Origin of the sequence: Kitasatospora sp. SUK 42 (genome assembly GCF_015776785.2) — a bacterium.
Lineage (GTDB): Bacteria > Actinomycetota > Actinomycetes > Streptomycetales > Streptomycetaceae > Kitasatospora.
This window is the reverse complement of record NZ_LFMD02000005.1, coordinates 31,930-55,923: the sequence shown is the minus strand read 5'-3', so window position 1 is coordinate 55,923 and position 23,994 is coordinate 31,930. Positions and strand designations below refer to the sequence as shown.

Below are 23,994 nucleotides of genomic sequence, written 5' to 3'. Positions count from 1 at the left end.
CCGTGCGCAGCGCACCCGCACCTCTCCCCCTCTCCCTACCGAACCCCCCGTACCGAAGGACTTCACCATGACTGTGGAAGACTCCCTGCCCCCGGCGCTCGTCACCCATCTGAACGGCAGCGGCGGCGCCATCAAGGGCTGGGTGGTCGTCGACTCCCTCGTCGACGGCCTGGCCATGGGCGGCACCCGGATGACCACCGGGGTCACCGAGGAGGAGGTCGCGGGCCTGGCCCGTGACATGACCGACAAGTTCATCCTCGCCGGGCTGCGCATCGGCGGTGCCAAGGCCGGCATCGTCTCCGACGGCAGCAACCGCGAGGAGACCTTCCGCACGTTCGGACGCACCGTCAAGCCGCTGCTGCACGGCGGCATCCACCTCGGCATCGACATGGGCGTCACCCCCGCCGACCGGGCCGTCTTCTTCGAGGAGGCCGGCTACGACCCGCGCTTCCGGCCGGGCGCCCCGGACATGCCGATCGACTGGCGCACCTACTACGAGCCGCTGATCGACTGCACCGGGCACGGCGTGGGCGTGGCCGCGGTCACCGCCCTGGAGGCCAGTGGCCACACCGGCTCCGCCCGGGTCGTGGTGCAGGGCTTCGGCGCGGTGGGCCGCGCCGTCGCCCGCTTCCTGGAGGACCGCGGCCACACCGTCGTGGGCGTCGCGGACGTCCAGGGCACCATCAGCGCGGACCGCCTGCCGGTGGCCGACCTGGTCGCCATCACCGACGAGTTCGGCCGGATCGACCGCTCCCGCCTGCCGCAGGGCGTCACGCAGTCCGGTGAGCCGGACGCCTGGCTCGACGTCGACGCCGACCTGCTGATCCTGGCGGCCCAGAAGCACGCGATCAACGCCGACAACGCGCACCGCCTGCGTTCTCGGCTGGTCGTCGAGGGCGGCAACCTCGCCTCCAGCGCCGAGGGCAAGGCCAAGGTGCTGGCCGCCGGCGTCACCCTCGTCCCGGGCGTGATCGCCAACATCGGCGGCGCCGGCTCGGCGGCCCTGGCCGTCACCCGGGTCGTCCCCTTCGAGCTGGAGGCGGAGGCGCGCAAGGCCTGGGTCTTCGACTGGGTCGGCGACCGGGTGCGCCAGAACACCCGCGACCTGCTGGAGATCGGCGCCGGCCGCGCCGGCGACCCGCTGCCCGAGCTGCTCGACGTGCGCCGCAAGGAGCGCGGATGAGCGCGGACACGGCCGCCGTCCCGGGCCGGGCGCCCGCCCAGGACCGCGCGGCCGAGTACCGGCGCCGCGGCTGGTGGCGGGACGAGACCTTCCTGGACGACCTGCGCCACCAGGCACGGGTGCGCCCGCACAAGCTCGCCATCGCCGGGCGCCGGATCGGCGAGGCCCGCACCGACACCCTCGACTACTCCGAACTCGCCCGGCTGACCGACCGCTTCGCCGTCGCGCTGGTCGAACTCGGCGTGCAGCGGGGGGACTTCGTCGCCGTCCAGCTCCCCAACCGGTGGGAGACGGTGCCGCTGCTGTTCGCCTGCATCCGGGTCGGCGCGGTGATCTGCCCGATCGACCCGATCTGCCAGGAGGAGGAGCTGCGGCACCGCCTGGAACTCACCGGGGCCAGGGTCTGCATCACCGTCCCGGAGTGGAACGGCTACCCGCTCGCCGCGCACCTCACCGCGCTCAAGGCCGAACTGCCCCTGGAGCACGTGGTGGTGGTCGGCGGCCGGGACGCCGGAACGCTCTCCTTCGACGACCACTTCGTGCGGGTCCCCTGGGAGGAGCAGCGCGCCGGTGAGCTCGACGGGCGTGAACTGGCCCCGGACGACCCGTTCGTGGTGCTCTTCACCTCCGGCACCACCGGCCCCTCCAAGGGCGTCCTGCACAGCCAGAACACCATCCACGCCGCCGTCCGCGGCTACGCCGACACCTTCCTGCTCGACGACAGCCTGGTCGCGGCGGTCACCACCCCGCTGGTCCACTACTCCGGCTTCGGCCAGGGCATCCTGACCGGCGTCATGCTCGGCGGCACCGTCGCCTTCCAGGACATCCGGCAGAACGCGGCCCTGCTCGACCTGGTCGAGCGCTACGGCGCCACGCTGCTCTACGGGCCGCCGTCCACGCTCTTCGACATCACGGCGTCCCAGCGGACCGACCCCCGCGACGTCTCCACGCTGCGCCACACCATCACCGGCTCCGCGCCGGTGCTCCAGCAGCTGGTCGACGAGGTCCGCGAAACCCTCGGCGCCCGCACCTACTCGGTGTGGGGCATGTCCGAGTTCGGCCCCGTCACCATCACCCGGCTCGACTACAACCCGGACTGGGCGGCGCAGAGCAACGGCGGGCCGATCGACTCGATGGAGATCCGCGTCGACGACCGCGAGCACCCCGACCGGCGGGCCACCGTCGGCCGGCTCCGGGTGCGCGGCGCCGCGCAGGCCCTCGGCTACTACAAGCGCGAGGACGTCTTCGCCGCCGAGTTCAACGCCGAGGGCTGGTTCGACACCGGGGACCTCGCCCGCGACGACGGCCGCGGCGGCATCCGCGTCCTCGGCCGGGCCAAGGACGCCCTGATGCGCGACGGCATCGTCGTCCCCATGACGGAACTGGAGGCGATCGTCTCGCAGCACCCAGACGTCACCGAGACCGCCTTCATCGGGACCACCGGCTCCCTCGACGACCCGATCATCGCGGTCGTCGTCCCCAGCGGCGGGGCGACGCCCGAACTGGACCGGCTCCGCGCCCATCTGCGCGAGGCCGGCCAGGACGAGCGGTTCCTCCCGGAACGGCTGGTGGTCGTCGACGCCCTGCCCAAGACCCTCACCGGCAAGGTCCGCAAGGCCGAGCTGCGCCGCCGCCATGGCGGGCAGTGACCGGGCCCTGCCCGACCCCCGGAACCCGACCCCTGGAACCCGATCCGACGTGTGGAGCCCACCCATGACCGAGCCACCGAAGGTGACGCTGTCGGCGACACTGGCCGCCGACGAGGCCCTCGCCCGACGCCGTGCCGCCGGAGAACAGGTCCTGATCATGGCCAGCGGCGAGATCGGCCTGACCGTCCACCCCGAACTGCGGGCACGGCTCGCCGCCGCCGCGGACCAGGCGGCCTACGGCCCGGTGTCCGGCAGCCCCGCCCTGCGGGCCGCGGCGGCCGGCTACTGGCAGCGGCGCGGCCTGGACGCCGACCCCGACCTGGTCGTCGCCGGGCCGGGCACCAAGTCCCTGCTGTTCGCACTGATCATGGCGGTCGGCGGCGACGTGGTGATCCCGCGGCCCAGCTGGGTCACCTACGCCGCACAGGCCGAACTCGTCGGCGCCCGGGCCTTCCACGTCCCCGTCCTGGCGGGCCAGGGCGGGGTGCCGGACCCGGACGGCCTGCGCGAGGAGGTCGCCCGGGCCCGGGCCGCCGGCCGCGACCCGCGGTCCGTCGTGGTCACCCTGCCGGACAACCCCACCGGCAACGTCGCCTCGCCCGACACCGTACGGCGTCTGGCCGAGGCGGCCCGGGAGCTCGACCTCGTCATCATCTCCGACGAGATCTACTGCGACCTGGTCTTCGAGACGGACACCCCCGCCGTCTCCCCGGCCGTCATCGCCCCCGAGCGCACCGTCGTCACCACCGGGCTGACCAAGAACCTGGCGGTCGGCGGCTGGCGGACCGGCATCGCCCGGCTGCCCTCCGGCGACCTCGGGCGGCAACTGCACTCCCGGCTGGTCGCCATCGCCAGCCAGATCTGGTCCAGCCCGCCCGCCCCCGTCCAGGTCGCGGCAGCGTACGCCCTCGACGAGCCGCCGGAGATCACGGCCCGCGTGGCCGCCTCCCGCCGGCTGCACGGGATCGTCGCCCGCGCCATGGCGGAGCGGTTCGTCAAGGCCGGGGCGCTGCTCGACCCGGTCGTCGCCACCTGCTACCTGTACCCGGACTTCGAGCCGCTGCGCGAGCAACTCGCCACGGCCCACGGGGTGCACACCGGCGCCGAGCTGGTCGGTCTCCTCAGCGAGCGGTACGGCCTCGGCGTGCTGGCCGGCGAGGCCTTCGGCGAGGACCCGGGGCTGCTGCGGCTGCGCGCCGCCACCAGCCGCCTCTACGGGGAGACCGCCGAGCAGCAGGACACCGCGCTGGCCGCCGCCGACCCGCTCGGACTGCCCTGGGTCCAGGCCCCCCTCAACCGGGTCGAGGAGGTCCTGGCCGACCTCACCGCCCCCTCCACAACCACCCGGCCCCTGTAGGGCCGACCCCACCAACGAGCCAGGAGGACCACCGAGATGTCCGTACTCTTCGAATGCGAATACCGGGGCGAGCGGTACGTGGGCTTCGAGAAGCCCGTGCCCGGCGAGGCGCTGACCCTGTACCGGGTGAACGACGGCCGGCTCCAGGCCGAGTTCATCGCCGCCGAGAGCCCCGAGGAGGTCGTCGCCGCGATCAAGGCCGAGGTCGAGCCGATCACCGTCGAGGGCGGCGAGGAGCAGGTTCGATACCTGCCGCCGCTGCTGCCCGACACCACCGGGAACGCCCTGCTGAGCGGCTTCATGCGCACCCACAAGTCCAAGTTCGAGGGCGAGTGGAGCGAGGACGACGAGTTCGTCGCGCCGAACTGGTTCTTCAAGGGCTTCGGCTCCTGGCTCCGGCTGCCCGGCGACACCCTCGTCGTGCCGGAGAAGGCCGTCGCGCTGATCGAGGAGCCGGAGGTGGCCCTCGTCTACGTCAACGACGACGCGGGCAACCCGCGCTACGTGGGCTACACCTTCGGGAACGACCTGTGCGACATCGGCCTGCACATCCAGAACCCGGGCTGGAACCCGTACTGCAAGCTCTGCGACACCTCGATCGCCCCCTGGCTGTTCCTCGGTGAGCCGCCGCAGTCGGTGACCGGCCACGTCACCATCGAGCGCGACGGCGCCCCCGCCTGGGAGGGCCCCTTCGACTGCGGCGGGGACGCCCTCTACTGGCCGATCCAGCAGATGGTGGACAACCTCTTCGAGTACCCGGCGCTGCGCCGCCCGGGCCTGGTGAACTACGTCCTGCTCGGTGCCGACAAGGCCAGCTACCACGACGGCTTCCGGATCGCCCACGGCGACCGCATCACCATCGACGTGAAGAGCCACGGCGTGGTGCTGTCCAACGACGTGTCGTTCGGCCTGCCGAAGCCGGCGGCCCAGCAGGGCTAGTCGGCATGCCACGGTGGCGTCGGAGCGCCCGGGGCGGGGGGACGACCCCGCCCCGGGCGCTCCGGCGCACGGGGCTCCCCGTGACGGCGCCGACCTGCGGCCCGGCCCGGGATCCGCGAGGATCGTCCTGTCGGCACACGACGGCGCACCGGCGTGCGCGGCCGCCGGCACGAGCCAGGAACGGTGACGACTTCCCGGAGGAGCGCTGAGCATGAGTACCTACCAAGTCGCACAGGCGACCGCCCCGGGCGGCACGCTCCACCCGGCCGAGCGGGAGGTGCCCCGGCCGGGCCCCGGCCACGTGAGGATCGCCGTGGAGGCGTGCGGCATCTGCCACTCCGACGCGCTCTTCGTGAACGCCGCGCTACCGGGCGTCTCATTCCCCGTCGTCCCCGGGCACGAGATCGCCGGGCACATCGAGGAGCTGGGCGAAGGCGTCCAGGAGCGCGGCTGGCAGGTCGGCGACCGGGTGGCGGTCGGCTGGTTCGGCGGCAGCTGCGGCCACTGCAAGCCGTGCCGCCAGGGCGACTTCATCGTGTGCCGGAACCTGAGGGTCCCGGGATGGGCGTACGACGGGGGCTTCGCCGAGAAGGCGGTCGCGCCCGCCGACGCGCTGGCCCGGATCCCCGGTGACCTGGCGGCGAGCGATGCCGGGCCACTGGCCTGCGCGGGCGTGACCACGTACAACGGGCTGCGGCGCAGCGCCGCCCGGCCCGGCGACCTGGTCGCGGTGCTCGGTCTCGGCGGCCTCGGGCACCTCGGGGTCCAGTACGCGGTCGCGATGGGCTTCGAGACCGTGGGGATCGCCCGGGGCGCCGAGAAGGCGGGCTTCGCCAAACAGCTGGGCGCCCACCACTACGTCGACAGCACCGCCGACACCCCGGTCGCCGAGGCCCTGCAGTCCCTCGGCGGCGCCAAGGTCGTGCTGGCCACGGCCGGCAACTCCGCGGCCATCACGTCCACCGTGGACGGCCTGGCCCCGCGCGGGGAGCTGGTGGTGATCGGGGCGGACACCTCGCCGATGGGGATCAGCCCGGCCCAGCTGCTCATGAACGGCAACATCGTCCGGGGCCACCCGTCCGGCACCTCGCAGGACGTGGAGGACACGATGGCGTTCAGCGCCCTGCACGGCATCCGCCCGATGACCGAGACCGTGCCGCTGGGCCAGGCCGAGGAGGCGTACCAGAAGATGCTCGCCGGCAGGGCCCGCTTCCGGATGGTGCTCACGACCGGCTGACGCCCGGCGCCACGCCGCCTCGCTTCGGCGCCCCGACCTGCCGCGATCTAGCATGAGACGAGGGGTTGGCTCGATGCCCCGCGGCACCGGGTGAGGAGGCCGCCATGGCGCAGCACGGCAGGGGCGGATTCGAGCGGCCGGACGGTTCCCGGTATCCGCCGATCTCCGAGCACGGTCTGATCGGTGACCTCCGCACCGCGGCGCTCGTCGCCACGGACGGCACCATCGACTGGTACTGCTGCCCGCGCTTCGACGCACCCAGCGTGTTCGCGTCCATACTCGACGCGGACCGGGGCGGCCGCTTCGAACTGTCCGCGGACGTGCCGGCCCGTACCCGGCAGTTCTACTTCCCCGACACCAACGTCCTGATCACGCGGTTCTTCGCCTCGGACGGGGTGGCGGAGATCCAGGACTTCATGCCCGTCGTCGACGAGTCCCGCGAGGCGGGCCGCCACCGGCTGATCCGGCGGGTGCTCTGTGTCCGCGGGACCCTGCCGTTCCGGGCGAGGATCGCCCCGCGCTTCGGCTACGGGGCCGAGGCGCACACCGTGCAGGTCGGGGGCATCTACACGGAGTTCCACTCCCCCTCGCTGTCCCTGGCGCTGACGGCCACCGTGCCGGTCGAGACCGACGGCGTGGACGTGTGGTCGCACTTCAAGCTGCTGGAGGGCGAGTCCGCGGTGTTCGCCCTGGACCGGATGGGCGCCGACGTCAGCCCGCGTGCCTGCCCCCACCTGGAGGCGGAGCGGGAGTTCGAGGCCACCGTCCGGTTCTGGCGCCACTGGCTGTCCCGCTCGCAGTACCACGGGCGGTGGCGGGAGATGGTGCACCGCTCGGCCCTGGTCCTGAAGCTGCTGACCTACGCGCCCACGGGCGCGATCGTCGCCGCCCCGACCACCAGCCTGCCCGAGCAGATCGGCGGCGAGCGCAACTGGGACTACCGCTACGTCTGGGTCCGCGACGCGGCCTTCTGCGTCTACGCCATGCTCCGGCTGGGGTTCACCTCGGAGGCCGAGGCCTTCATGGGCTTCATCTCCGACTACGGGATCCTGCGGGGCACCAGCGAGTCCGGCCCGCTGCAGATCATGTACGGCATCGACGGCCGCTGCGACCTGCCCGAGTACGAGCTGCCCCACCTGGAGGGCCACCTGGGGTCGGCGCCGGTCCGGGTGGGGAACGCCGCCACCCGGCAGCTCCAGCTGGACATCTACGGCGCGCTGATCGACTCCATCTATCTGTACGACAAGTGGGGGCAGCCGATCAGCAGCGGTCACTGGGACGAGGTCGGCGACGTGGTGGACTGGCTCTGCGAGTCCTGGGACCAGCCCGACGAGGGGATCTGGGAGACCAGGGCGGGCCGGCGCGACTTCGTGTACTCGCGGCTGATGTGCTGGGTCGCGTTCGAACGGGCGATCCGGACGGCGAACCGGCGCGGGCTCCCCGCCGACCTGCCCCGCTGGCGCCAGACCCGCGACGCGATCTACCGCCAGATCATGGCGCGCGGCTGGTCGGAGGAGCGCGGCGCGTTCGTCCAGGGGCTGGACGACAAGGTCCTCGACGCGTCCCTGCTGATGATGCCGATGGCCAAGTTCATCTCGCCCACCGACCCCAAGTGGCTCTCCACCCTGGACGTGCTCACCTCGGACCTGGTCTCCGACTCCCTGGTCTACCGCTACGACCCGACGGCCAGCCCGGACGGGCTGCGGGGCTCCGAGGGCACCTTCTCGATCTGCTCCTTCTGGTACGTCGAGGCGCTGGCCCGGGCGGGCCGGCTGGAGGAGGCCCGGCTGGCCTTCGAGAAGATGCTCACCTACGCCAACCACCTCGGCCTGTTCGCCGAGGAGATCGGCCGCACCGGTGAACAGCTCGGCAACTTCCCCCAGGCGTTCACCCACCTCTCCCTGATCAGCGCCGCGTTCAATCTGGACCGCGCCCTGGGCTGACGGCGGCCTCTCGGGGAGTCCGCGCCGGGCGCGGCCTACCCGCCCACGGGCCAGTCCAACAGGCCGCTCGGTTGCAGCAGCTGCTCGGCCCAGATCGTCTTGCCCTCGGGGGTGTAGCGCACGCCCCAGCGTTCGGCGAGCTGCGCGACGAGGAACAGGCCGCGGCCGCCCTCGTCCTCGGCGGCCGCGTACCGCAGGTGCGGGGCGGTGCTGCTGGTGTCGGCGACCTCGCAGATCAGCGTGCGGTCGTACAGCAGCCGGACCCTGATCGGTCCGCTCGCGTAGCGGATGGCGTTGGTCACCAGCTCGCTGAGCACCAGCTCGGTGACGAAGACGGACTCCTCCAGGCCCCACTCGGTGAGCTGTCGGGTCGCCTCGGCGCGGGCCTGGGCCACGGCCGCGGGAGTCGCGGTCACCTCCCACTCGGTGGTCCGGTCGGGCGCCAGCACGCGGGTGCGGGCGACGAGCAGGGCGATGTCGTCGGTCTGGCGGGCGGGCAGCAGGGCGTCGATCACGGCGTCGCAGACCTCCTGGGGCGACCGGTCGGCGTGGGCCAGCGTGGCGGTGAGGATCTCCAGGCCGACGCTGATGTCCCGGGTGCGGTCCTCGATGAGGCCGTCGGTGTAGAGGACCAGGCTGCTGCCCTCCGGCACCCGCACCTCGGTGGCCTCGAAGGGCATCCCGCCCAGGCCGAGCGGCGGGCCGGCGGGGAGCATCAGGATCTCCACCGTGCCGTCCGCGTGGACGAGGGCGGGCGGCGGATGGCCCGCCCGGGCCAGGGCGCAGGTGGCGGTGGTGGGGTCGTAGATGGCGTAGAGGCAGGTGGCGCCCGTGATCGCGAGCTCCCCCTCGGCCGCGGCCGTCTCCTGGTCGATGTGGGCGACCAGTTCGTCCAGGTGCCCGAGGAGCTCGTCCGGCGGCAGGTCGAGGGTGGAGAAGTTCTGGACGGCGGTGCGCAGGCGGCCCATGGTCGCGGCCGCGTGCAGGCCGTGGCCGACCACGTCGCCGACGACGAGCGCGACCCGGGTGCCCGGCAACGGGATGACGTCGAACCAGTCGCCGCCGACCCCCGCCTGGGCGGGGAGGTAGCGGTAGGCGATGTCGAGGGCGCTCTGCTCGGGCAGCGCGCGCGGCAACAGGCTGTGCTGCAAAGTGACGGCCATCGTGTGCTCGCGCGTGTAGCGGCGGGCGTTGTCGATGGACACGGCGGCCCGGGCGGCCAGCTCCTCGGCCAGGGACAGGTCCTCCTCCTCGAACGGCCCTCTGCCCCGGCTGCGCCAGAAGCAGGCGATGCCCATCAGCACGCCCCGGGCCGAGAGCGGGACGACCATCAGCGAGGCCAGGCCGAACTCCAGCACCGCCTCCGTCCGCTCGGCGTCCTGCCTGCGCCAGCCGGTGTCGGTCGCCAGCTCGGTGACCAGCGTCGGGCGCCCGCTGACGAACCCCGTCGTCTGCGGGGTGCCCTGGGCCCACCTGACCAGCTCCCCCTCGGGGTACAGCGGCGAATCGGCCCGGGCGCCCGCGACCGCCACCCGCCGCAGCTCCACCGGGGCGTCGGCCGCCAGGGGCCGCGGTTCCTCGCCGTGCAGGACGGCTTCGGCGAGGTCGGCGGAGGCGTAGTCGCAGAACTCCTGGGCGGCCGTCCCGACGAGCTCCTGCGCGGTGCGCCGGATGTCCAGGGTCGTGCCGATGGCCACGCTCGCCTCGTACAGCAGCCTGAGCCGGCTGCGGGCGACCTCGGCCTTCCCCGCGAGGGCGCGCAGCTCGGTGGAGTCCCGCAGGGTCGTGACGCTGCCCGGTGGACCTCCCCCGCTGTCGGTGGGGCGGTTGTTCACGGCCAGCAGGCGGTCACCGACGGGGAGCACCTCGTCGGTCACCGCGCGGTCGGAGAGCAGCAGCTCCGCCGTGCGGGGGGCGAGATCGAGCTCGGCGACGGTGCGCCCCTCCACGTCGGGGGGCAGGTCGAGCAGCCGGCGCGCCTCGTCGTTGGCGAGCAGGACCCGGCCGTCGCCGCCCACGATGGCCACGCCCTCGCGCACCGCGTGCAGCACCGCGTCGTGGTGCTCGTACATCCGGGTCATCTCCTCCGGCCCCAGGCCGCGGGTCTGCCGCAGGAGCCGTCTGCCCACCAGCGCCGTACCGGCCGTGGCCAGGCCGAGCGCGGCGGCGCCGGCGCCCAGGACGACCGGCAGCTGACGGTTGAACGCGCTGCTCACATTGGCGACCTTCATGCCGGACGCGACGATGCCGACGACCGCGCCGTGGGAGTCCTCCACCGGCACGACCGCCTGGTACTCGAAGCCGAGCGGGCCGTGCACCTGCTCGATGGTGACCTGGCCGTGCAGCGACGGCTCGATGGTGCCGACGAACCTCTTGCCGATCTGCGACGGATCGGGGTGGGTGTAGCGGATGCCATTGCGGTCGGTCACCACGACGAAGTCGACCCCGGCGGCCTTGCGGGCCTCGTCGGCCAGCGGCTGGAGCACCGCGGTGGGGTCGGGGCCCTGCATCGCCGCCACCAGACCGGGAGCGTGGGCGAAGGCCTGCGCCGCGGCGAGCGAGCGGTCGCGCGCCGCGTCGAACCGGTCGCTGCGGGACTGGATCAGCATCGCGACGACGGCCGTCACCACCAGCAGCAGCACGATCGACACCTGGAGGACGAACATCTGACCGGCGACACTGTGGATGCTCATCACCGACCGCAGACGTCGCGGCGACCGCTCCCTCGGGGCCGGGCGTGGATGTCGCCGCTCACGACGGCTACCCGATCGACCCGGGGGGAGCCAGGAAGAGCGGCCCTTGTCTCTGGCCATACACCCATGATCCACCGCACCCCGGGCGCGAGCGGGGCGCACTACGCTGATGGGGGCGAAGTGCCCGCGCGAACGTGGCCCGGTCGGGGCCGGGTGGCCCGGGTTCCGCCCGTGGTCAGAAGTACCCCTCCCGCTTGCGGTCCTCCATCGCGGCCTCGGAGAACCGGTCGTCCGCACGGGTGGCGCCGCGCTCCGTCGAGCGGCAGGCCGCGAGTTCCGCGATGACCTGAGCAGGGGTCGTCGCGTCCGAGTCGACGGCTCCGGTGCAGGACATGTCGCCGACGGTGCGGTAGCGCACCCGTCGGGTCTCCAGCCGCTCGCCCTCCCCCGGGCCGCCCCAGACGCCGGGGGTGAGCCACATGCCGCCGCGGGCGAACACCTTCCGGCGGTGGGCGTAGTAGAGCGCGGGGAGGCCGATCCGCTCGCGCGCGACGTACTGCCAGACGTCGAGCTCGGTCCAGTCGGACAGCGGGAAGACCCGGACGTGCTCGCCGGGGCCGCACCGGGCGTTGTAGAGCCGCCAGAGCTCGGGGCGCTGGCGCCGGGGGTCCCAGCCGCCGGACTCGTCGCGGATCGAGAACACCCGCTCCTTGGCCCGGGCCCGGTCCTCGTCCCGGCGGGCACCGCCGAACACCGCGTCGAACCCGTGCTGCTCGATCGCGGCCGTCAGGGGAACGGTCTGCAGCACGTTGCGGCTGCCGTCGGGGCGCTCGCGCAGCCGCCCGTCGTCGATGAACTCCTGGACGGAGGCGACGTACAGGCACAGCCCGTGTGCGGCGACCACGTGGTCCCGGTGGGCGAGGACCTCCGGGAAGTTGTGCCCGGTGTCGACGTGGAGCAGCGGGAAGGGCAGCGGCGCCGGGCTGAACGCCTTGCGGGCCAGATGCAGCAGGACGATGGAGTCCTTGCCGCCCGAGAAGAGCAGCACGGGCCGCTCGGACTCGCCCACCGCCTCCCGGATGACGTGGACGGCGTCCGACTCCAACTGGTCGAGCGGGGACGGGACCGGCGGGCACGCGCTCGGGCCGTCGGCCGAGGCCCCGATGGCCGTCATGGCGTGCACAGCCCCCGGTCGATCAGGAGCGCGCGCAGCGCCACGACCGACTCGGCCGCGCTCTGCCGATCCGTGTCCAGCCTCAGGTCCGGCCGCGACGGCTCCTCGTACGGGGCGTCCACACCGGTGAGCCCGGTGAGCAGGCCCTCGCGCTGCCGCGCGTAGAGGCCCTTGACGTCGCGCCGGGCGCAGACCTCGACCGGCGCCGCGACATGGACCTCCAGGTACGCGGTCCCCGACCTCTCGTGCCGCTCGCGCACGGCGTCGCGGGCCTGCGCGTACGGGGCGATGACGGGCACCAGCGCGAGGACGCCGTTGCGGGCGAGCAGTTCGGCCACCAGGCCCACCCGCCGGACGTTGGCGTCCCGGTCGGCCCGTGAGAAGCCGAGGTCGGCCGAGAGCAGGCCGCGCATGTCGTCCCCGTCCAGCACCTCGGTCCGGCGAGCCTCGGCGCGCAACCGTGCGGCGAGGGCCTGCGCGATGGTCGACTTGCCGGCGCTGGGCAGGCCGGTCAACCAGACCGTGGCCCCCGGGAAACCGGCGCAGGAGGCGGCGGGGCGGGACGGATCGTTCACACCCGTAGAACGAGGCCGCCGCCCCGACGACACGATGCCGGGCGGGCCCGGAACTCCGTGGTCCGCACCTCGTGGGACTCCTCGTCGTTGGTACCTCCGTGAGCGAATCCCCTGAACCGCGGGCCGGTTCCACGAGCCCGAAGATCTTCGGCGTCGGTCTGTCGCACACGGGCACGCGCTCCCTGACCGCGGCCCTGGGCGTCCTGGGATTCGACGTCGCCCACTACCCCGCCGACCGGGCCACCTACGGGACGCTGCTGGCCGGCAGCGCGCGGTTCCCGCTGCTCGAATCGCACGACGGCATCACGGACATCACCGTCGTGCCCTACTACCAGGATCTCGACCGCGCCTGGCCGGGCAGCAGGTTCGTGCTGACCGTCCGCGAGGAGGAGAGCTGGCTGCGGTCCTGCCGGAGGCACTGGGAGCGGCCCACGCCGCACCAGGCCGACCGGAGCGAGGTCCACCTCGACGTCCAGCTCTTCCTGAGGTCCGCGGTCTACGGCTGCCACGCGTTCCACGCGGAACGGTTCCGCGGGGTGTACCGACGGCACGTCGCCGAAGTGACCCGCTACTTCGCGGACCGGCAGGACGATCTGCTGGTCCTCGACATCGTCGCGGGCCAGGGATACGAACGGCTCGCCCCCTTCCTCGGCGTGCCGGCCCCGAACGAGCCGTTCCCGTTCGTCAAGCAGTAGACGTCCTCACCTCCGCGTGGCTGTCAGCGCCTCGGTGCGGACGGTCTGTTCGAAGTGGCCGTCAGGGCTGAGGTCGGCCAGCGCCGTCCGCAGGTCCCGTTCGAAGGCGTCCTTCCGGGCGCCGAGCCGGGCGGGGGTGAAGGAGGAGTGCGAGAACTGGAGGCCGACGACGTCGTCGAGGGTGTGGTCGACGCGGTACGTCCAGTGCTCGGCCGTGACGCGGGGGAAAGGGGAGCTCAGGAGGATTTCACGGTGCGAGACCTCCGGCTCCGGGTAGGAGCCGTCGTCCGGGCTCCCGGGGAGGGTCCGGTACCGGTCCCGCACCTCGTCGACGGCACGGGTCCACTCCGTTTCGAACGGCTTCGTGGAGACGATGACCACCCCGCCCCGGTGGTTGACGAGCGCGCCGAGGTCGACGAGGACCTGCTCGCGGGACATCCAGTGGAACGACCTCCCCATGACGCAGAGGTCCAGTGGAGGAAGGCCCAGCGCGCGCAGATCGGAGGAGTCTCCTCGCCTCCACTCGATGTTGCCGAGGTTCCGCCGTTCGGCGGTCATCTGCCCCTGTTCGAGCATGCCCGGTTCCGGGTCCACGGCGATGACCCGGGCGACCAGCCGGGACAGCGGGAGGGAGAGGGTGCCGGGTCCGCTTCCGAGATCGAGGACCGTCTGGGTCCCGTTCAGCTCGAATTCCCCGACGAGGGAGTCGTAGAGTTCCCGCGGATACCGCGGCTGATGACGGGCGTAGTGCGACGCTCCCGAAGCGAAGATCTCACTCGGCGTGGACGGCATGCGGCCCTCCGACGACCGGCCGCGCCGTACCGGGCCTGATCAGCCATGGCCTGTGGCCCTGGAGTTCCAGCCGCACGACGAGGCCGTCGACGCTCGCCGAGAGGCCGTACGGGAGCACCTCGTGAGCGGGATTCCCCCCACGGGCGGTGAGCAGGACGGCGGACACGTGGATCGATTCCCGAACCGCCGCCGTCGTCGAGTCCGGGCAGGCGGTGGTGACGGCCGAGCAGTACGGCACGGCGGAACGCGTTCCGAAGGCGTTCGAGCCGTACCCGTGCCGGACGTGCGCCCCGGTCCACCCGTACAGTCCGGCGATGGCGCTGACGAGCCCGTCGCCGCGTCGCACGGTGGCGCGGGTGCCATCGATGTCGGCGGAGAGCGGGGCGTGATCGGCGAGCGCGTAGCCGCCCTCGCGGATCGTGTGGCCGGCGGGTGCGGCCACACGGTGCACCCGCACCTCCCAGGCGCCGATCACGACGGACACGCTGTCGATGCGGCAGTCGGCCGGCAGCACGTCGTCGTCCATCCGGGGCCGGTGCCAGGACGCGGCGTAGTGGTCGGTGACACCGACGCGGTGGATGCGCTCGCGCCGGGAGACCTGCCCGCCCGGTGAGACGAGGGCGATGTGGTTGTCGAGGCGCTGCTCCCGTGCCGCACCTCCGACTTCGGGGCCGGTTCGCGTGGAGTAGGCGAACTTCGCGTAGTGCGGGTCGTCGCGGCGCGTACCCGGCGGCGGGGTCAGGTAGTGGCTCCCGTGGTTGAGCAGCCGGACCAGGCCGTCCTCGCGGGTGGCGTGGACGAGGAAGCCGGGGACGGGGAGCGCCGTCGTGCGGCTCGCGTGCTCGACGGGCAGCTCCTCCTCGGGCGCCGTCCAGACGGGGTGATCCTGAGGAATCAGCAGTCCGAGGAAGCCCTTGCTCGCGGCGTACGGCGAGCCGGGGCCGCTGTAGGCCTGGGCCGAGGGCCGGAACGGCCGGTACCAGCCCAGCGGCAGCAGCCCCCGTTCGTCGATGGCCCCGTTGCGGACGAAGTGGCGCAGCGTCGCGTTCGCGAGCCGGCGCGTGAGCCCGGGCGGCAGGGGTGTCGCGTCCTCCTCGGCCCCGAGCCACACCGGGGCGAGGCAGGCGAACCGGTAGGAGAGCGAACGCCCGTGGTGCACCGGCGCCCCGTCCGCGCCGAAGAGGCGGACGTACTGGGCCAGGAAGGCGCGCAGGCGTTGCCGGTAGACGGCGGCGCGTGCGCCGCCCCGGGGGCCGGCGATCCGGCTCCAGAGCAGGGTGTAGTAGTGGAAGCCCCAGGCGTTGTAGTAGTCGAAGCGTTCACCGGCGTCGTACGTCGACTCCCCTCGGCGGACCACCCCGTCGGCGTCGTCGCGGTGGTCGCCGCGCCGGACCGGGCCGTCCTGGTACCAGCCGTCGCCCCGGTACCACGCGTCGACGCGGTCCAGCCCGGCCTCGATCTCCGTGCGGTCGCCGAGGGCGCCCAGGGAGTCGAGGAACTCCTCCACGACGACCTGGAAGAGCACGTGGTTGTTGTCCCGGGTGCTGCGGCCGACCATCCGGGAGAGCCAGTCGACGAGTTGGCCCTGCGTCGCCGGGGCCAGCCGGTCCCAGAGCCAGGGCCGGGACAGGTGCAGGCCGACGGCGATGGATGCCGCCTCCACGATCTGCTGGGAGCAGTCGGTGATGTCCGGCCAGGCCTCGGGGCCGCCCCGGCGGACGCCCGCGGCCAGCCCGAGCGCCCAGCGCTCGGTGCGGTTGGCCGGGTCCGCACCCCCGGCGCCGACGAGTCGGACGGCGAGCAGGAGGAACGCGCGGGCGAAGCCCTCAAGGCCGTCGGTTTCCGGGCCGGACCAGCTCGGCGTGCCGGGTGGCCGCACCGCGGCTCCCTCCGGGCCGGTGAAGGGCGGCAGGGCGTCCAGCAGGCGGTCGGCGACGGCCTCCCAATGGGCTCGCGTCCAGCCCGTGTACGGGGACAGTCGGCGGTCCTCGGGAGGCAGCGGAAAGCCGGGGTTCGCGGGCGGGGGCACAGGCGCTCCTCTTGCTCTCGGCGGGCCAGGCCCTGTCCGGCAAGATCGGCCGGACAGGGCCTGGAGGCCCGGCATGGGCGACAGGCGCGGTTGCGGCGCGTATCACCACGTGCACCATAAGTCACAGGTAGGTGGATCGTCTGGAGACCGATCGCCGTCGCTCCGAGCCGAGGAGGCGGGACATGGCGCTGCACCCCGACCCTGCGGGGACCCCTTCCCCGTCTCAGCAGAGCACCACGGAGCAGAGCGTCATGGACCAGAGCGTCGCGGGGCAGGGCGTCGCGAACACGACCTGCGTGATCACCGGAGGCGCGTCGGGCATCGGTCGCGCCGTGGCCCACGCCTTCGTCGGCGCGGGAGCGCACGCCGTCCTGGTGGACCGGGACCCCGACGGCCTGTGCCGCGTCGCCGGGGAGCTCGGGGAGGCGGCCACCGTGGTGGTGGGCGACATCTCGCGGCACGCGGACTGTCTGGCGGCCGCGCGGGCGGCCGAGGCAACCGCACGGCCGGTCCGCTCGCTCGTCAACTGCGCGGCGAGCTTCCTGGCCCGCGGCGAGGGCGCCAGCCCGGCGGAGTGGGACCGGAGCCTGAGCGTGAACATCAAGGGCAGCGCCATGATGACCTCGGCCCTGGCGCCCCTGCTGCGCGAGGCGCGGGGGGCCTCGGTGGTCAACGTCGCCTCGGTCTCGGGGCACATCGCCCAGCCCCACCAATGGACGTACAGCGCCGGCAAGGGAGCGCTGCTCGCGCTGACCCGCTGCCAGGCGCTCGACCTGGCCGACGACGGCATCCGGGTCAACAGCGTTTCGCCGGGCCTGATCTGGACTCCGGAGACCGACCGGATGACCGGTGGCGACCGGGCACGCTGGGGCCCCGTGCTCGGCGACCACCACATCCTGCGGCGGGTGGGGCAGCCGGAGGAGGTCGCGGCCGTCGTGCTGTTCCTGTGCGGGCCCGGCGCGTCGTTCATCACCGGCGCCGACCTGCCGGTCGACGGCGGCTACCTGGCCATGGGCCACAGCAGGTCGGAACCCGAGGTGCTGCCGGGTCGCAGGGACACCCGGGCACACCCCCTCCAGGCGGACGGGAGGCGCGCATGATGCGGGCCGTCCTAGCAACCGCCAACCCGCGCAAGGCCGCCGAGATCGTCGTGCTGCTCGACGGGGTCCTGGAGCTGCTGCCCAGACCCCCGCGGCTGCCCGACACCGTCGAGGACGGCACGACGGTCGAGGAGAACGCCTACCTCAAGGCCTGGGCGGTGGCCGTCGCGACCGGCCTGCCCGCGGTCGCCGACGACACCGTGATGGAGGTGGACGCCCTCGGGCGCGCCCCGGGGCTGTTCTCGGGCCGCTACGCCGGCGAGGGCGCGGGCGACGCCGCGAACGTGGCCAAACTGCTCGCCGAGATGACGGGCGTCGCGGCCCCCCGGCGCGGGGCCCGCGTGCGCACCGTGGCGCTGCTCTGCTACCCGGACGGCCGCCGGGTGGTCGGCGAAGGAGTCGCACGGGGGTGGATCACCGAAAGTCCGCTCGGCGACCACGGGTTCGGCTACGACACCGTGTTCGTCCCCACGGAGGGCGACGGACGCACGCTCGGCCAGATGACCGCGGACGAGAAGGCCCGGCTGTACTGCCGGGGACGCGCGTTCCACGGCCTGGCCACCTTCCTGAAGAGCGCGGCATGCCGGTCACGCTAGAGCTCGGCGGACACGCGACGGTCCTGATCCGGGCGGGCGCCTTCACCCTGCTGTGCGATCCCCACCTGCACGACAGCTACCGCGGCGGCCTCCTCGGCTTCGCCCCGGCCCGGCGCGTCCTGCCGCAGGCGCTGCCCCGACCCGACGCGGTCTGGATCTCCCACTCCCACCGCGACCACTTCGACCTCGCCTCCCTGGCCCGCCTCGACCGGGCCCTGCCGGTCCTGCACCCCGACGACCCGAGGATCGTGCACGCCCTGCGCCGGCTCGGCTTCCGCGACACCACGGTGGTGCGCGACTGGACGGCGCTCACCCCCTGCCCGGGCGTCGAACTGGTGTGGACGCCCTCGACGATGGCGGTCCCCGAGCACGGACTCTCCGTCCGCACCCGGGACGCCTTCGTCTGGCACATGGTCGACAGCCTGGTCACGCCCGCGTGGGTGGAACGGCTGCTCGCCGCCGGACCGCCGCCGGACCTCCTGCTGGCTCCGTGCCAGCCGATCGAGGAGACCCGCAGTGTGGAGGGCGTCCCGCCCGGAGCGGACACCGACTGGGCCGATCCGCTGACGGCCCTGATGGCCCGGGCCCGCCCCGCGCATGTGGTCCCGCTGCCGGAAGGACAGTACGGGCTGGGCGACGCGGCCTGGCTCAACGGGCACAAGTTCCCCGTGCCGCCCGGCCTGGTCGACCAGGCGCTGCGCGCGGACGACCCGGACCGCCGGGTGCTGCGCCCCGGTCCGGGGGACCGGCTCACCGTGGCAGGAGGGAGTGTGCGGTGGGAGGAGGGCGCCGTGGCCTGGGCACGGGCCACGGGCGAGCCGCGCGACCGCGGCTACCGCCCGGGGAACTGGATCGGCCCGCTGGCCGCGGACCCCGGCGCGGCGGCCGCGACTGTGGCTGCGGCTGCGGCTGCGGCGTTGGACCGGCTGCTCGACGGATCCGGCCCGGCGGCGGTGCCCGACCCCACCGGCCTCACCAGCCGCACCGGCCTCACCGCCCTCACCGACCTCACCGACCTCGCCGCGGCCGCCCCGGGCCGGCTGCGCGCCACCGCGTACCGCTTCGTCACGGTGGGCCCCGACGCGGAACCCCTGGCGGAACGGACCGTGCGACTGGACGGCGACGGCGCGCTGTCCCCCCTGCCGCCGGAGTGCGTGCCCGACATCGAGGTGGCGGTCACCGTGAGCGATCTGGCGGACCTGCTCGACGGCCGCCTGGGCTACTCCGCCGCCCAGTACGGCGGGCGGCTGCGCGAGGTGCGGCCCGGACCGGCGGCCGATCCCGCCCCGGGCCCGGCCGTCGTCACCAGCCGTCACGACCCGGTCCCCGCCACCGGGGCGGTGATGCTGTCGGGCACCGGCCTGTTCGCCCTCCTGCTGCGCGCCCGCCTCGGTTCGGCGCTGGTGGAACTGGACCGTGAGCTCGACGCCTGGCTCCAGGACCGCCCCGTGCGGCCGCCCGCCGTGGCGCGTACCCGTGCCGTCCCCCTGGGGTCCGGGCCACCGTCGCGGCCCGGACCGGAAGCGCCCCCGATCTGGTCGCGCATCGCCCGCTGCCTGGCACGGGGCGAGGACCCGGGCCGAGCGTCCGGGACGTTCACCGACGCGGGCCGCACGCACTACCTCGGTGTGCTCGGGCGCGGCGAGTGGCCCGCGCCCGTGGCCGCCCCGGACGGCGGCGTGGGCCTGCTCGTCCTGACCGGTCTGGTGGACGCCCAGCCCCATCTCGGCGGCGGGGTGCGGTTCCCGGACGCCTCCTACCGGCAGCTGCTGGCGAACATCGAGGCTTCCCCCGTCCGCCGGTGGCGCGTACCGACCCTGCTTCCGCCCGGGGTGAAGGTGCCCCGGTGGCGCGCGGCCTCGCTGTTCCCCGTCCCGGCCGACCGGCTCCGCGCCGATCTGGCACGCCGGGGGTGGGACGGTGAGCTGCTCGGCCCGACCGACTCTCCCGCGTCCGCGCTGAGGGAGGCCGGGCGCTGCTGGTGGCTCGGCGTGCCTCCGCCCGACGGACCGCCAGGCGGCCGGCGGGCCCTGGTTCTGCGGGAGTCGCCCGGCTGCCGGCTCCACGGCCTGTTCGAGGCCGGCAGCGGACCGGAACCGCGGAACACGGACGGCACGGCGGTGGAACAGCCCGCGTTCCGGGTGTGGGCGGCGCCGCCCTCCCGCCTGCCGCCCGAGGACGCCGTCCTGCACACGCTGCTCCGCGGTGACGTGCGGTTCTCCTGGCTGCTGCCGCCCCGGGAGACCGTCAGGAAGGCGGGACGGGCCGTGGATCCGGTCGCCTTCGCGGAGCGGGTGGCCCTGCTCGCCCTGGCGGAACTGGCCCGCAGGGCGTCCGTGGAGACCGCGCCGCCACCGGCCGGCGCTGTCTGACCCCGTCCCGATCCCCGGCTGCCTCCGATCGACCGCGAGGACTGTGATGCTCACCGAACTACCGCCCCGGCACCGCCCGGACCACCTCCGCGCCGCGTGCGTCATCCTCGACGCGCAGGACCGGATCCTGCTCACCGAACCGCAGTCGGCCGACGAGCAAGCCGGCCTGCCCTGGGCCGTCGTGCCACCGGGAACCACGGTTCGGGGGATCGCCGCGGACGTGGCGCGCCGGGCCTGCCGGGAGCGGGTGACCGCCGCCCGGCTGCACTACCTCACCGAGCTCCACCTCCCGCCCGGGCCCCGCGGCGAGGCGCCGTACGACCTGCGGGTGTTCGTCCACCAGCACCGGGGCACCGCCCCGGGCACCGCCCCCGGCCCCAAGCTCCGCTGGAGATCGGTGGAGTCCGCCGCCGCAGCGGCCGCCGGACTCGACCCGGCTTCCGCGCACTGCGTCGGCGAGCTGCGGCGCTTGCACCCCTCCGATGCCGAGGACGGGAGGATCCACGCCGTCGCCGGGATCGAGGACGAGACGCGGCGGCTGATCGATCCGGTCCCCGCGCTCTGGCGCAAGGACGCGGCGGCCCGCGTGGTGGTCATCGGCCCGCCCGCCGTCGGCAAGAGCACACTGCTGAGGAGGCACACCGCCACCGCCCCGGAGACCAGGCACGTGCGGGACATCGTCCCGGTCAGCCGGAGCCGGGGCCCGGGCCCGGACAACTACCTGACCCGCTATCTGCGCGGCGACGACGCCTCGGGGTTCTTCTGCCAGATGGAGACCCTGCTGCTGCGGGTGCTGCAGAACCTGCGCACCGACGACACGGGCGTCATGGACCAGGACGTACCCAGCTCACTGGCCTACGCCAAGGCGCTCCGGCTGAGCGGCACCCTGACCGCGCAGCAGTACGAGACGTACTACCGCTACCACCACCTGATCACCTCCGCGCTGCCGCCGCCCCGGGCGGTGGTGCACCTGACCGCCCGGACCGACGTGCTGATGCGCCGCCTCCGCCGCCGCAACCGCGTCCTGGAACGCTCGTTCACGCCCTCTTACGTGTCCCTGGTGGCCCAGTGCTTCGAGGACGTCGCCGAGGAGCTCGCCGCGCGGATCCCGGTCCACCACCTCGACACCTCCGACATGAACCCCGCCCAGGTGCTGGCGCGCTTCGAGGAACTCCTCCCTGCGCGCACCGGCCCCGCCTCCCGAAGGAGCAACTGACATGACCAAGCCCACGGTTGACTGGCGCAATCCCGGACCTGCCCCCACCAGCGGCCCGCTCATCGACACGTTCGGCCGAGTCGGCGGCGACCTTCGCATCTCCGTGATCGACAAGTGCAACCTGCGCTGCACCTACTGCATGCCGGCCGAAGGGCTGCCCTGGCTGGAGAAGGAGGAACTGCTCACCGTCGACGAGATCGACCGGCTCGCCCGGCTCTTCCACTCCCTCGGGGTGCGCGACTTCAAGATCACGGGCGGGGAGCCGACCGTCCGCCGGGAACTGCCCGAGATCGTGGCCCGCGTGTGCGCGCTGGAGGGGGTGGACGTCTCCATCACCACCAACGGGCTGCTCCTGGACCGCCTGGCCCGCCCCTTGCGCGAAGCGGGGCTGCGCCGCATCACGGTGTCCTGCGACTCCCTGCTGAGACACCGGTATGCCGAGATGACCCGTCGGGACGCGTTCGACAAGGTGACCGCGGGGCTGGAGGCGGCCCGCGAGGCGGGCTTCGACCCGATCAAGATCAACTGTGTGGTGATCCGCGGCACCAACGACGACGAGGCCGTCGACTTCGCCCGCCTGGCGCGGGAAGGCGGCTACGACGTGCGCTTCATCGAGTACATGCCGCTGGACGCCGAGCGGACCTGGGAGCGGGAGAAGGTCGTTCCGGCCGCGGAGACGCTGGCGGCGGTCTCCTCGGCCTACGACCTCGTCCCCGTCACCCAGGACGCGCCGCAGCCGGCCACCTCCTACCGCTTCGCCGACGGAACGCCGGGGGTCCTGGGCTTCATCCCCTCGGTGACCAAACCCTTCTGCGACAGCTGCAACCGCATGCGGACCACGGCGGAAGGAGCCTTCCGCGTCTGCCTGTTCGCGCTGGAGGAGACCGATCTGCGCACCGCGCTGCGCTCGGGTGCCGACGACGCCGAACTGGAGCGGCTGGTCCGCGAGGCGCTGTGGCGCAAGTGGCCCGGACACAAGATCAACCACCCCGACTTCGTCCGGCCCGACCGCAGCATGTCCATGATCGGCGGCTGAACGCCGTGAACGGCCGCGTGGTCTCCTTCACCTGGGGCCGAGGGCTGGGCCACGTCTCCCGTCAGATCGCCGTGCACGGCGAACTGCGCGGACTGGGTTGGGACTCCCTGCTCCTGACCGAGCGGGCCCAACGGCTGATCGACGACTACGGCTTCACCCAGACCGTCCTGCCCACCGACGCCGACAGCCTGGTCGGCGAACCGCTGCACGGCACCGGCCCGACGGTGGACCACGATCTCGCCCGGGCCATGGTCGCCCGGGTCCTGCGGCCCGACGACGTGGTGCTGCACGACGTGACGGTCCAACGGGAGTTGTACGACCGCGCCGCCCGGCTGGGCTGCCCGCAGTTCCTGGTGCACCGGTTCCAGCGCAACCACCCCGAGCCGCCCGCCTGGGTGGCCCGCCACGCGCCCGCCATCGGCACGATCTACCTGCTGGGCGAGCCGGGACGGGAGGAGACCGTCCACGGGGTACGCGTGCTGGGGGTGCCCCACGTCGTCCGGCCCCTGCTCGACGACCGCTCCCCCTGGCCCGAGGCCACCCGGGCCCTGCGGATCGCCGTGGTGGCCGGCGGCGGCGGGCACGACGACGCGCCAGGCTTCCTCACGGCCTCGCTGCACGGCGTCCGGGAGTACGCGCGCCGACACGCCTCCGCCCCCGTCGACGTCCTGGTGCTCACCGGGCCGCACTTCGACGGGGCCGTCCTCGTGCCACCCGGCATGCCCGGGCCGGTACGAGTCCGCCCGTACCTGGGCCCCGCCTACGACGTCTACCGGCACGCCGACGCCGCGATCACCCACGCCGGGTACAACACCGTGCAGGAACTGGTCCGCTCCGGCGTACCGGCCGTGGCCGTCCCCGGAGTGCGCGACTTCGACGACCAGCGCGTCCACCTGAGGGCCGCCGCCTGCCCGACCGTGACGGTGGCCGACGCCGACGAGCACGCCATCGCCCGCGCCCTGGCCGAGGTCCTGAGAGGCTCGGCCGGGCCGCCACGCCGGCCCACCACGGCACCGGCCCCCGAGGCCGACGGCGCCGCCCGGATCGCCCGAGACCTCGTCGCCGCCACCACCTGAAACCAGCGCCGAAATGCAGAAAGACCCCCTCCCGAATGGGAGGGGGTCTTTCTGGAATAATTGTTCGGCGGCGTCCTACTCTCCCACAGGGTCCCCCCTGCAGTACCATCGGCGCTGTGAGGCTTAGCTTCCGGGTTCGGAATGTAACCGGGCGTTTCCCTCACGCTATGACCACCGAAACACTATGAAACTGTCAACCGCACCAACCACGAATGGTTGGGGTCGTTGTTTCAGAACAACACAGTGGACGCGAGCAACTGAGGACAAGCCCTCGGCCTATTAGTACCGGTCAACTCCACCCCTCACAGGGCTTCCATATCCGGCCTATCAAC

18 protein-coding genes and 1 rRNA gene are annotated in these 23,994 nt (G+C 73.4%); 13 read left to right on the top strand and 6 right to left on the bottom strand.

From position 1 onward, the window contains the following. Positions 1–67 precede the first annotated feature (67 nt). The 6 genes from RZ50_RS18940 (at position 68) to RZ50_RS18915 (ending at position 8,308) form a co-directional block, all read left to right on the top strand. A complete protein-coding gene (locus RZ50_RS18940; protein WP_196946949.1) occupies positions 68–1,183 on the top strand; it encodes a Glu/Leu/Phe/Val dehydrogenase in 1,116 nt (371 codons plus the stop codon). Beyond that, positions 1,180–2,832: an AMP-binding protein gene (locus tag RZ50_RS18935; RefSeq protein ID WP_196946948.1), complete on the top strand. Its 1,653-nt coding sequence runs from the start codon at positions 1,180–1,182 to the stop codon at positions 2,830–2,832. The genes RZ50_RS18940 and RZ50_RS18935 overlap by 4 nt, the downstream gene beginning before the upstream one ends. A 64-nt stretch (positions 2,833–2,896) precedes the next feature. Then, positions 2,897–4,189: a pyridoxal phosphate-dependent aminotransferase gene (locus tag RZ50_RS18930; RefSeq protein WP_196946947.1), complete on the top strand. Its 1,293-nt coding sequence runs from the start codon at positions 2,897–2,899 to the stop codon at positions 4,187–4,189. A 36-nt stretch (positions 4,190–4,225) separates the two neighbouring features. After that, a complete protein-coding gene (locus RZ50_RS18925; protein WP_196946946.1) occupies positions 4,226–5,128 on the top strand; it encodes a fumarylacetoacetate (FAA) hydrolase in 903 nt (300 codons plus the stop codon). A 211-nt stretch (positions 5,129–5,339) separates the two neighbouring features. Next, on the top strand, positions 5,340–6,365 hold the full coding sequence (locus tag RZ50_RS18920; protein WP_196946945.1) for an alcohol dehydrogenase catalytic domain-containing protein: 1,026 nt from the start codon (positions 5,340–5,342) through the stop codon (positions 6,363–6,365). A 104-nt stretch (positions 6,366–6,469) separates the two neighbouring features. After that, the gene (locus RZ50_RS18915; protein ID WP_196946944.1) at positions 6,470–8,308 is read left to right on the top strand and encodes a glycoside hydrolase family 15 protein; all 1,839 of its coding nucleotides are present in this window, start codon (positions 6,470–6,472) and stop codon (positions 8,306–8,308) included. A 35-nt stretch (positions 8,309–8,343) separates the two neighbouring features. Here RZ50_RS18915 and RZ50_RS18910 read toward each other — a convergent pair whose 3' ends face one another. From RZ50_RS18910 to cysC, 3 genes are all read right to left on the bottom strand, one after another. Then, a complete protein-coding gene (locus tag RZ50_RS18910) occupies positions 8,344–11,001 on the bottom strand; it encodes a SpoIIE family protein phosphatase (protein ID WP_254802877.1) in 2,658 nt (885 codons plus the stop codon). Between the two features lie 235 nt (positions 11,002–11,236). Continuing rightward, a complete protein-coding gene (gene cysD / locus RZ50_RS18905) occupies positions 11,237–12,175 on the bottom strand; it encodes a sulfate adenylyltransferase subunit CysD (protein ID WP_196946942.1) in 939 nt (312 codons plus the stop codon). Continuing rightward, on the bottom strand, positions 12,172–12,750 hold the full coding sequence (cysC, locus tag RZ50_RS18900; protein ID WP_196946941.1) for an adenylyl-sulfate kinase: 579 nt from the start codon (positions 12,748–12,750) through the stop codon (positions 12,172–12,174). The genes cysD and cysC overlap by 4 nt, the downstream gene beginning before the upstream one ends. 98 nt (positions 12,751–12,848) lie before the next feature. Between cysC and RZ50_RS18895 the strand changes: the two genes are divergently transcribed. Next, the gene (locus RZ50_RS18895) at positions 12,849–13,445 is read left to right on the top strand and encodes a sulfotransferase family protein (protein ID WP_196946940.1); all 597 of its coding nucleotides are present in this window, start codon (positions 12,849–12,851) and stop codon (positions 13,443–13,445) included. A 6-nt stretch (positions 13,446–13,451) separates the two neighbouring features. Here the strand turns inward: RZ50_RS18895 and RZ50_RS18890 are convergent, their stop codons facing one another. Both RZ50_RS18890 and RZ50_RS18885 read right to left on the bottom strand, forming a co-directional pair. After that, positions 13,452–14,237, bottom strand: a complete 786-nt coding sequence (locus RZ50_RS18890; protein ID WP_196946939.1) for a class I SAM-dependent methyltransferase — start codon at positions 14,235–14,237, stop codon at positions 13,452–13,454. Beyond that, positions 14,218–16,266 (bottom strand): DUF2264 domain-containing protein, encoded by a 2,049-nt coding sequence (locus RZ50_RS18885; RefSeq protein ID WP_308271841.1) that lies wholly within the window; start codon positions 16,264–16,266, stop codon positions 14,218–14,220. The genes RZ50_RS18890 and RZ50_RS18885 overlap by 20 nt, the downstream gene beginning before the upstream one ends. A gap of 251 nt (positions 16,267–16,517) precedes the next feature. Here RZ50_RS18885 and RZ50_RS18880 point away from each other — a divergent pair, with 251 nt between their 5' ends. The 6 genes from RZ50_RS18880 to RZ50_RS30185 are packed head-to-tail and all read left to right on the top strand — an operon-like array spanning position 16,518 to position 23,662. After that, the gene (locus RZ50_RS18880; protein ID WP_196946937.1) at positions 16,518–17,366 is read left to right on the top strand and encodes an SDR family oxidoreductase; all 849 of its coding nucleotides are present in this window, start codon (positions 16,518–16,520) and stop codon (positions 17,364–17,366) included. Beyond that, a complete protein-coding gene (locus tag RZ50_RS18875; protein ID WP_196946936.1) occupies positions 17,363–17,962 on the top strand; it encodes a non-canonical purine NTP pyrophosphatase in 600 nt (199 codons plus the stop codon). Before RZ50_RS18880 ends, RZ50_RS18875 begins: the two co-directional genes overlap by 4 nt. Beyond that, entirely contained in the window at positions 17,947–20,334 is a 2,388-nt protein-coding gene (locus RZ50_RS18870) for an MBL fold metallo-hydrolase (protein WP_196946935.1), read from the top strand. The genes RZ50_RS18875 and RZ50_RS18870 overlap by 16 nt, the downstream gene beginning before the upstream one ends. A gap of 46 nt (positions 20,335–20,380) precedes the next feature. Beyond that, positions 20,381–21,550, top strand: a complete 1,170-nt coding sequence (locus tag RZ50_RS18865) for a deoxynucleoside kinase (protein ID WP_196946934.1) — start codon at positions 20,381–20,383, stop codon at positions 21,548–21,550. 1 nt (position 21,551) lies between these two features. Continuing rightward, a complete protein-coding gene (moaA, locus tag RZ50_RS18860) occupies positions 21,552–22,586 on the top strand; it encodes a GTP 3',8-cyclase MoaA (protein WP_196946933.1) in 1,035 nt (344 codons plus the stop codon). A 5-nt stretch (positions 22,587–22,591) separates the two neighbouring features. Next, positions 22,592–23,662 (top strand): glycosyltransferase, encoded by a 1,071-nt coding sequence (locus tag RZ50_RS30185; RefSeq protein ID WP_196946932.1) that lies wholly within the window; start codon positions 22,592–22,594, stop codon positions 23,660–23,662. Between the two features lie 62 nt (positions 23,663–23,724). Here the strand turns inward: RZ50_RS30185 and rrf are convergent. Then, positions 23,725–23,841: ribosomal RNA gene (gene rrf / locus RZ50_RS18850) — 5S ribosomal RNA — on the bottom strand. Positions 23,842–23,994 lie beyond the last annotated feature (153 nt).

Bases quoted from the DNA above. Each gene is read 5' to 3' on its own strand.
- RZ50_RS18940 (WP_196946949.1), top strand. From the start codon at position 68: ATGACTGTGGAAGACTCCCTGCCCCCGGCGCTCGTCACCCATCTGAAC.
- RZ50_RS18935 (WP_196946948.1), top strand. From the start codon at position 1,180: ATGAGCGCGGACACGGCCGCCGTCCCGGGCCGGGCGCCCGCCCAGGAC.
- RZ50_RS18930 (WP_196946947.1), top strand. From the start codon at position 2,897: ATGACCGAGCCACCGAAGGTGACGCTGTCGGCGACACTGGCCGCCGAC.
- RZ50_RS18925 (WP_196946946.1), top strand. From the start codon at position 4,226: ATGTCCGTACTCTTCGAATGCGAATACCGGGGCGAGCGGTACGTGGGC.
- RZ50_RS18920 (WP_196946945.1), top strand. From the start codon at position 5,340: ATGAGTACCTACCAAGTCGCACAGGCGACCGCCCCGGGCGGCACGCTC.
- RZ50_RS18915 (WP_196946944.1), top strand. From the start codon at position 6,470: ATGGCGCAGCACGGCAGGGGCGGATTCGAGCGGCCGGACGGTTCCCGG.
- RZ50_RS18910 (WP_254802877.1), bottom strand. From the start codon at position 11,001: ATGAGCATCCACAGTGTCGCCGGTCAGATGTTCGTCCTCCAGGTGTCG.
- cysD (WP_196946942.1), bottom strand. From the start codon at position 12,175: ATGACGGCCATCGGGGCCTCGGCCGACGGCCCGAGCGCGTGCCCGCCG.
- RZ50_RS18890 (WP_196946939.1), bottom strand. From the start codon at position 14,237: ATGCCGTCCACGCCGAGTGAGATCTTCGCTTCGGGAGCGTCGCACTAC.
- RZ50_RS18880 (WP_196946937.1), top strand. From the start codon at position 16,518: ATGGACCAGAGCGTCGCGGGGCAGGGCGTCGCGAACACGACCTGCGTG.
- RZ50_RS18875 (WP_196946936.1), top strand. From the start codon at position 17,363: ATGATGCGGGCCGTCCTAGCAACCGCCAACCCGCGCAAGGCCGCCGAG.
- RZ50_RS18870 (WP_196946935.1), top strand. From the start codon at position 17,947: ATGCCGGTCACGCTAGAGCTCGGCGGACACGCGACGGTCCTGATCCGG.
- RZ50_RS18865 (WP_196946934.1), top strand. From the start codon at position 20,381: ATGCTCACCGAACTACCGCCCCGGCACCGCCCGGACCACCTCCGCGCC.
- moaA (WP_196946933.1), top strand. From the start codon at position 21,552: ATGACCAAGCCCACGGTTGACTGGCGCAATCCCGGACCTGCCCCCACC.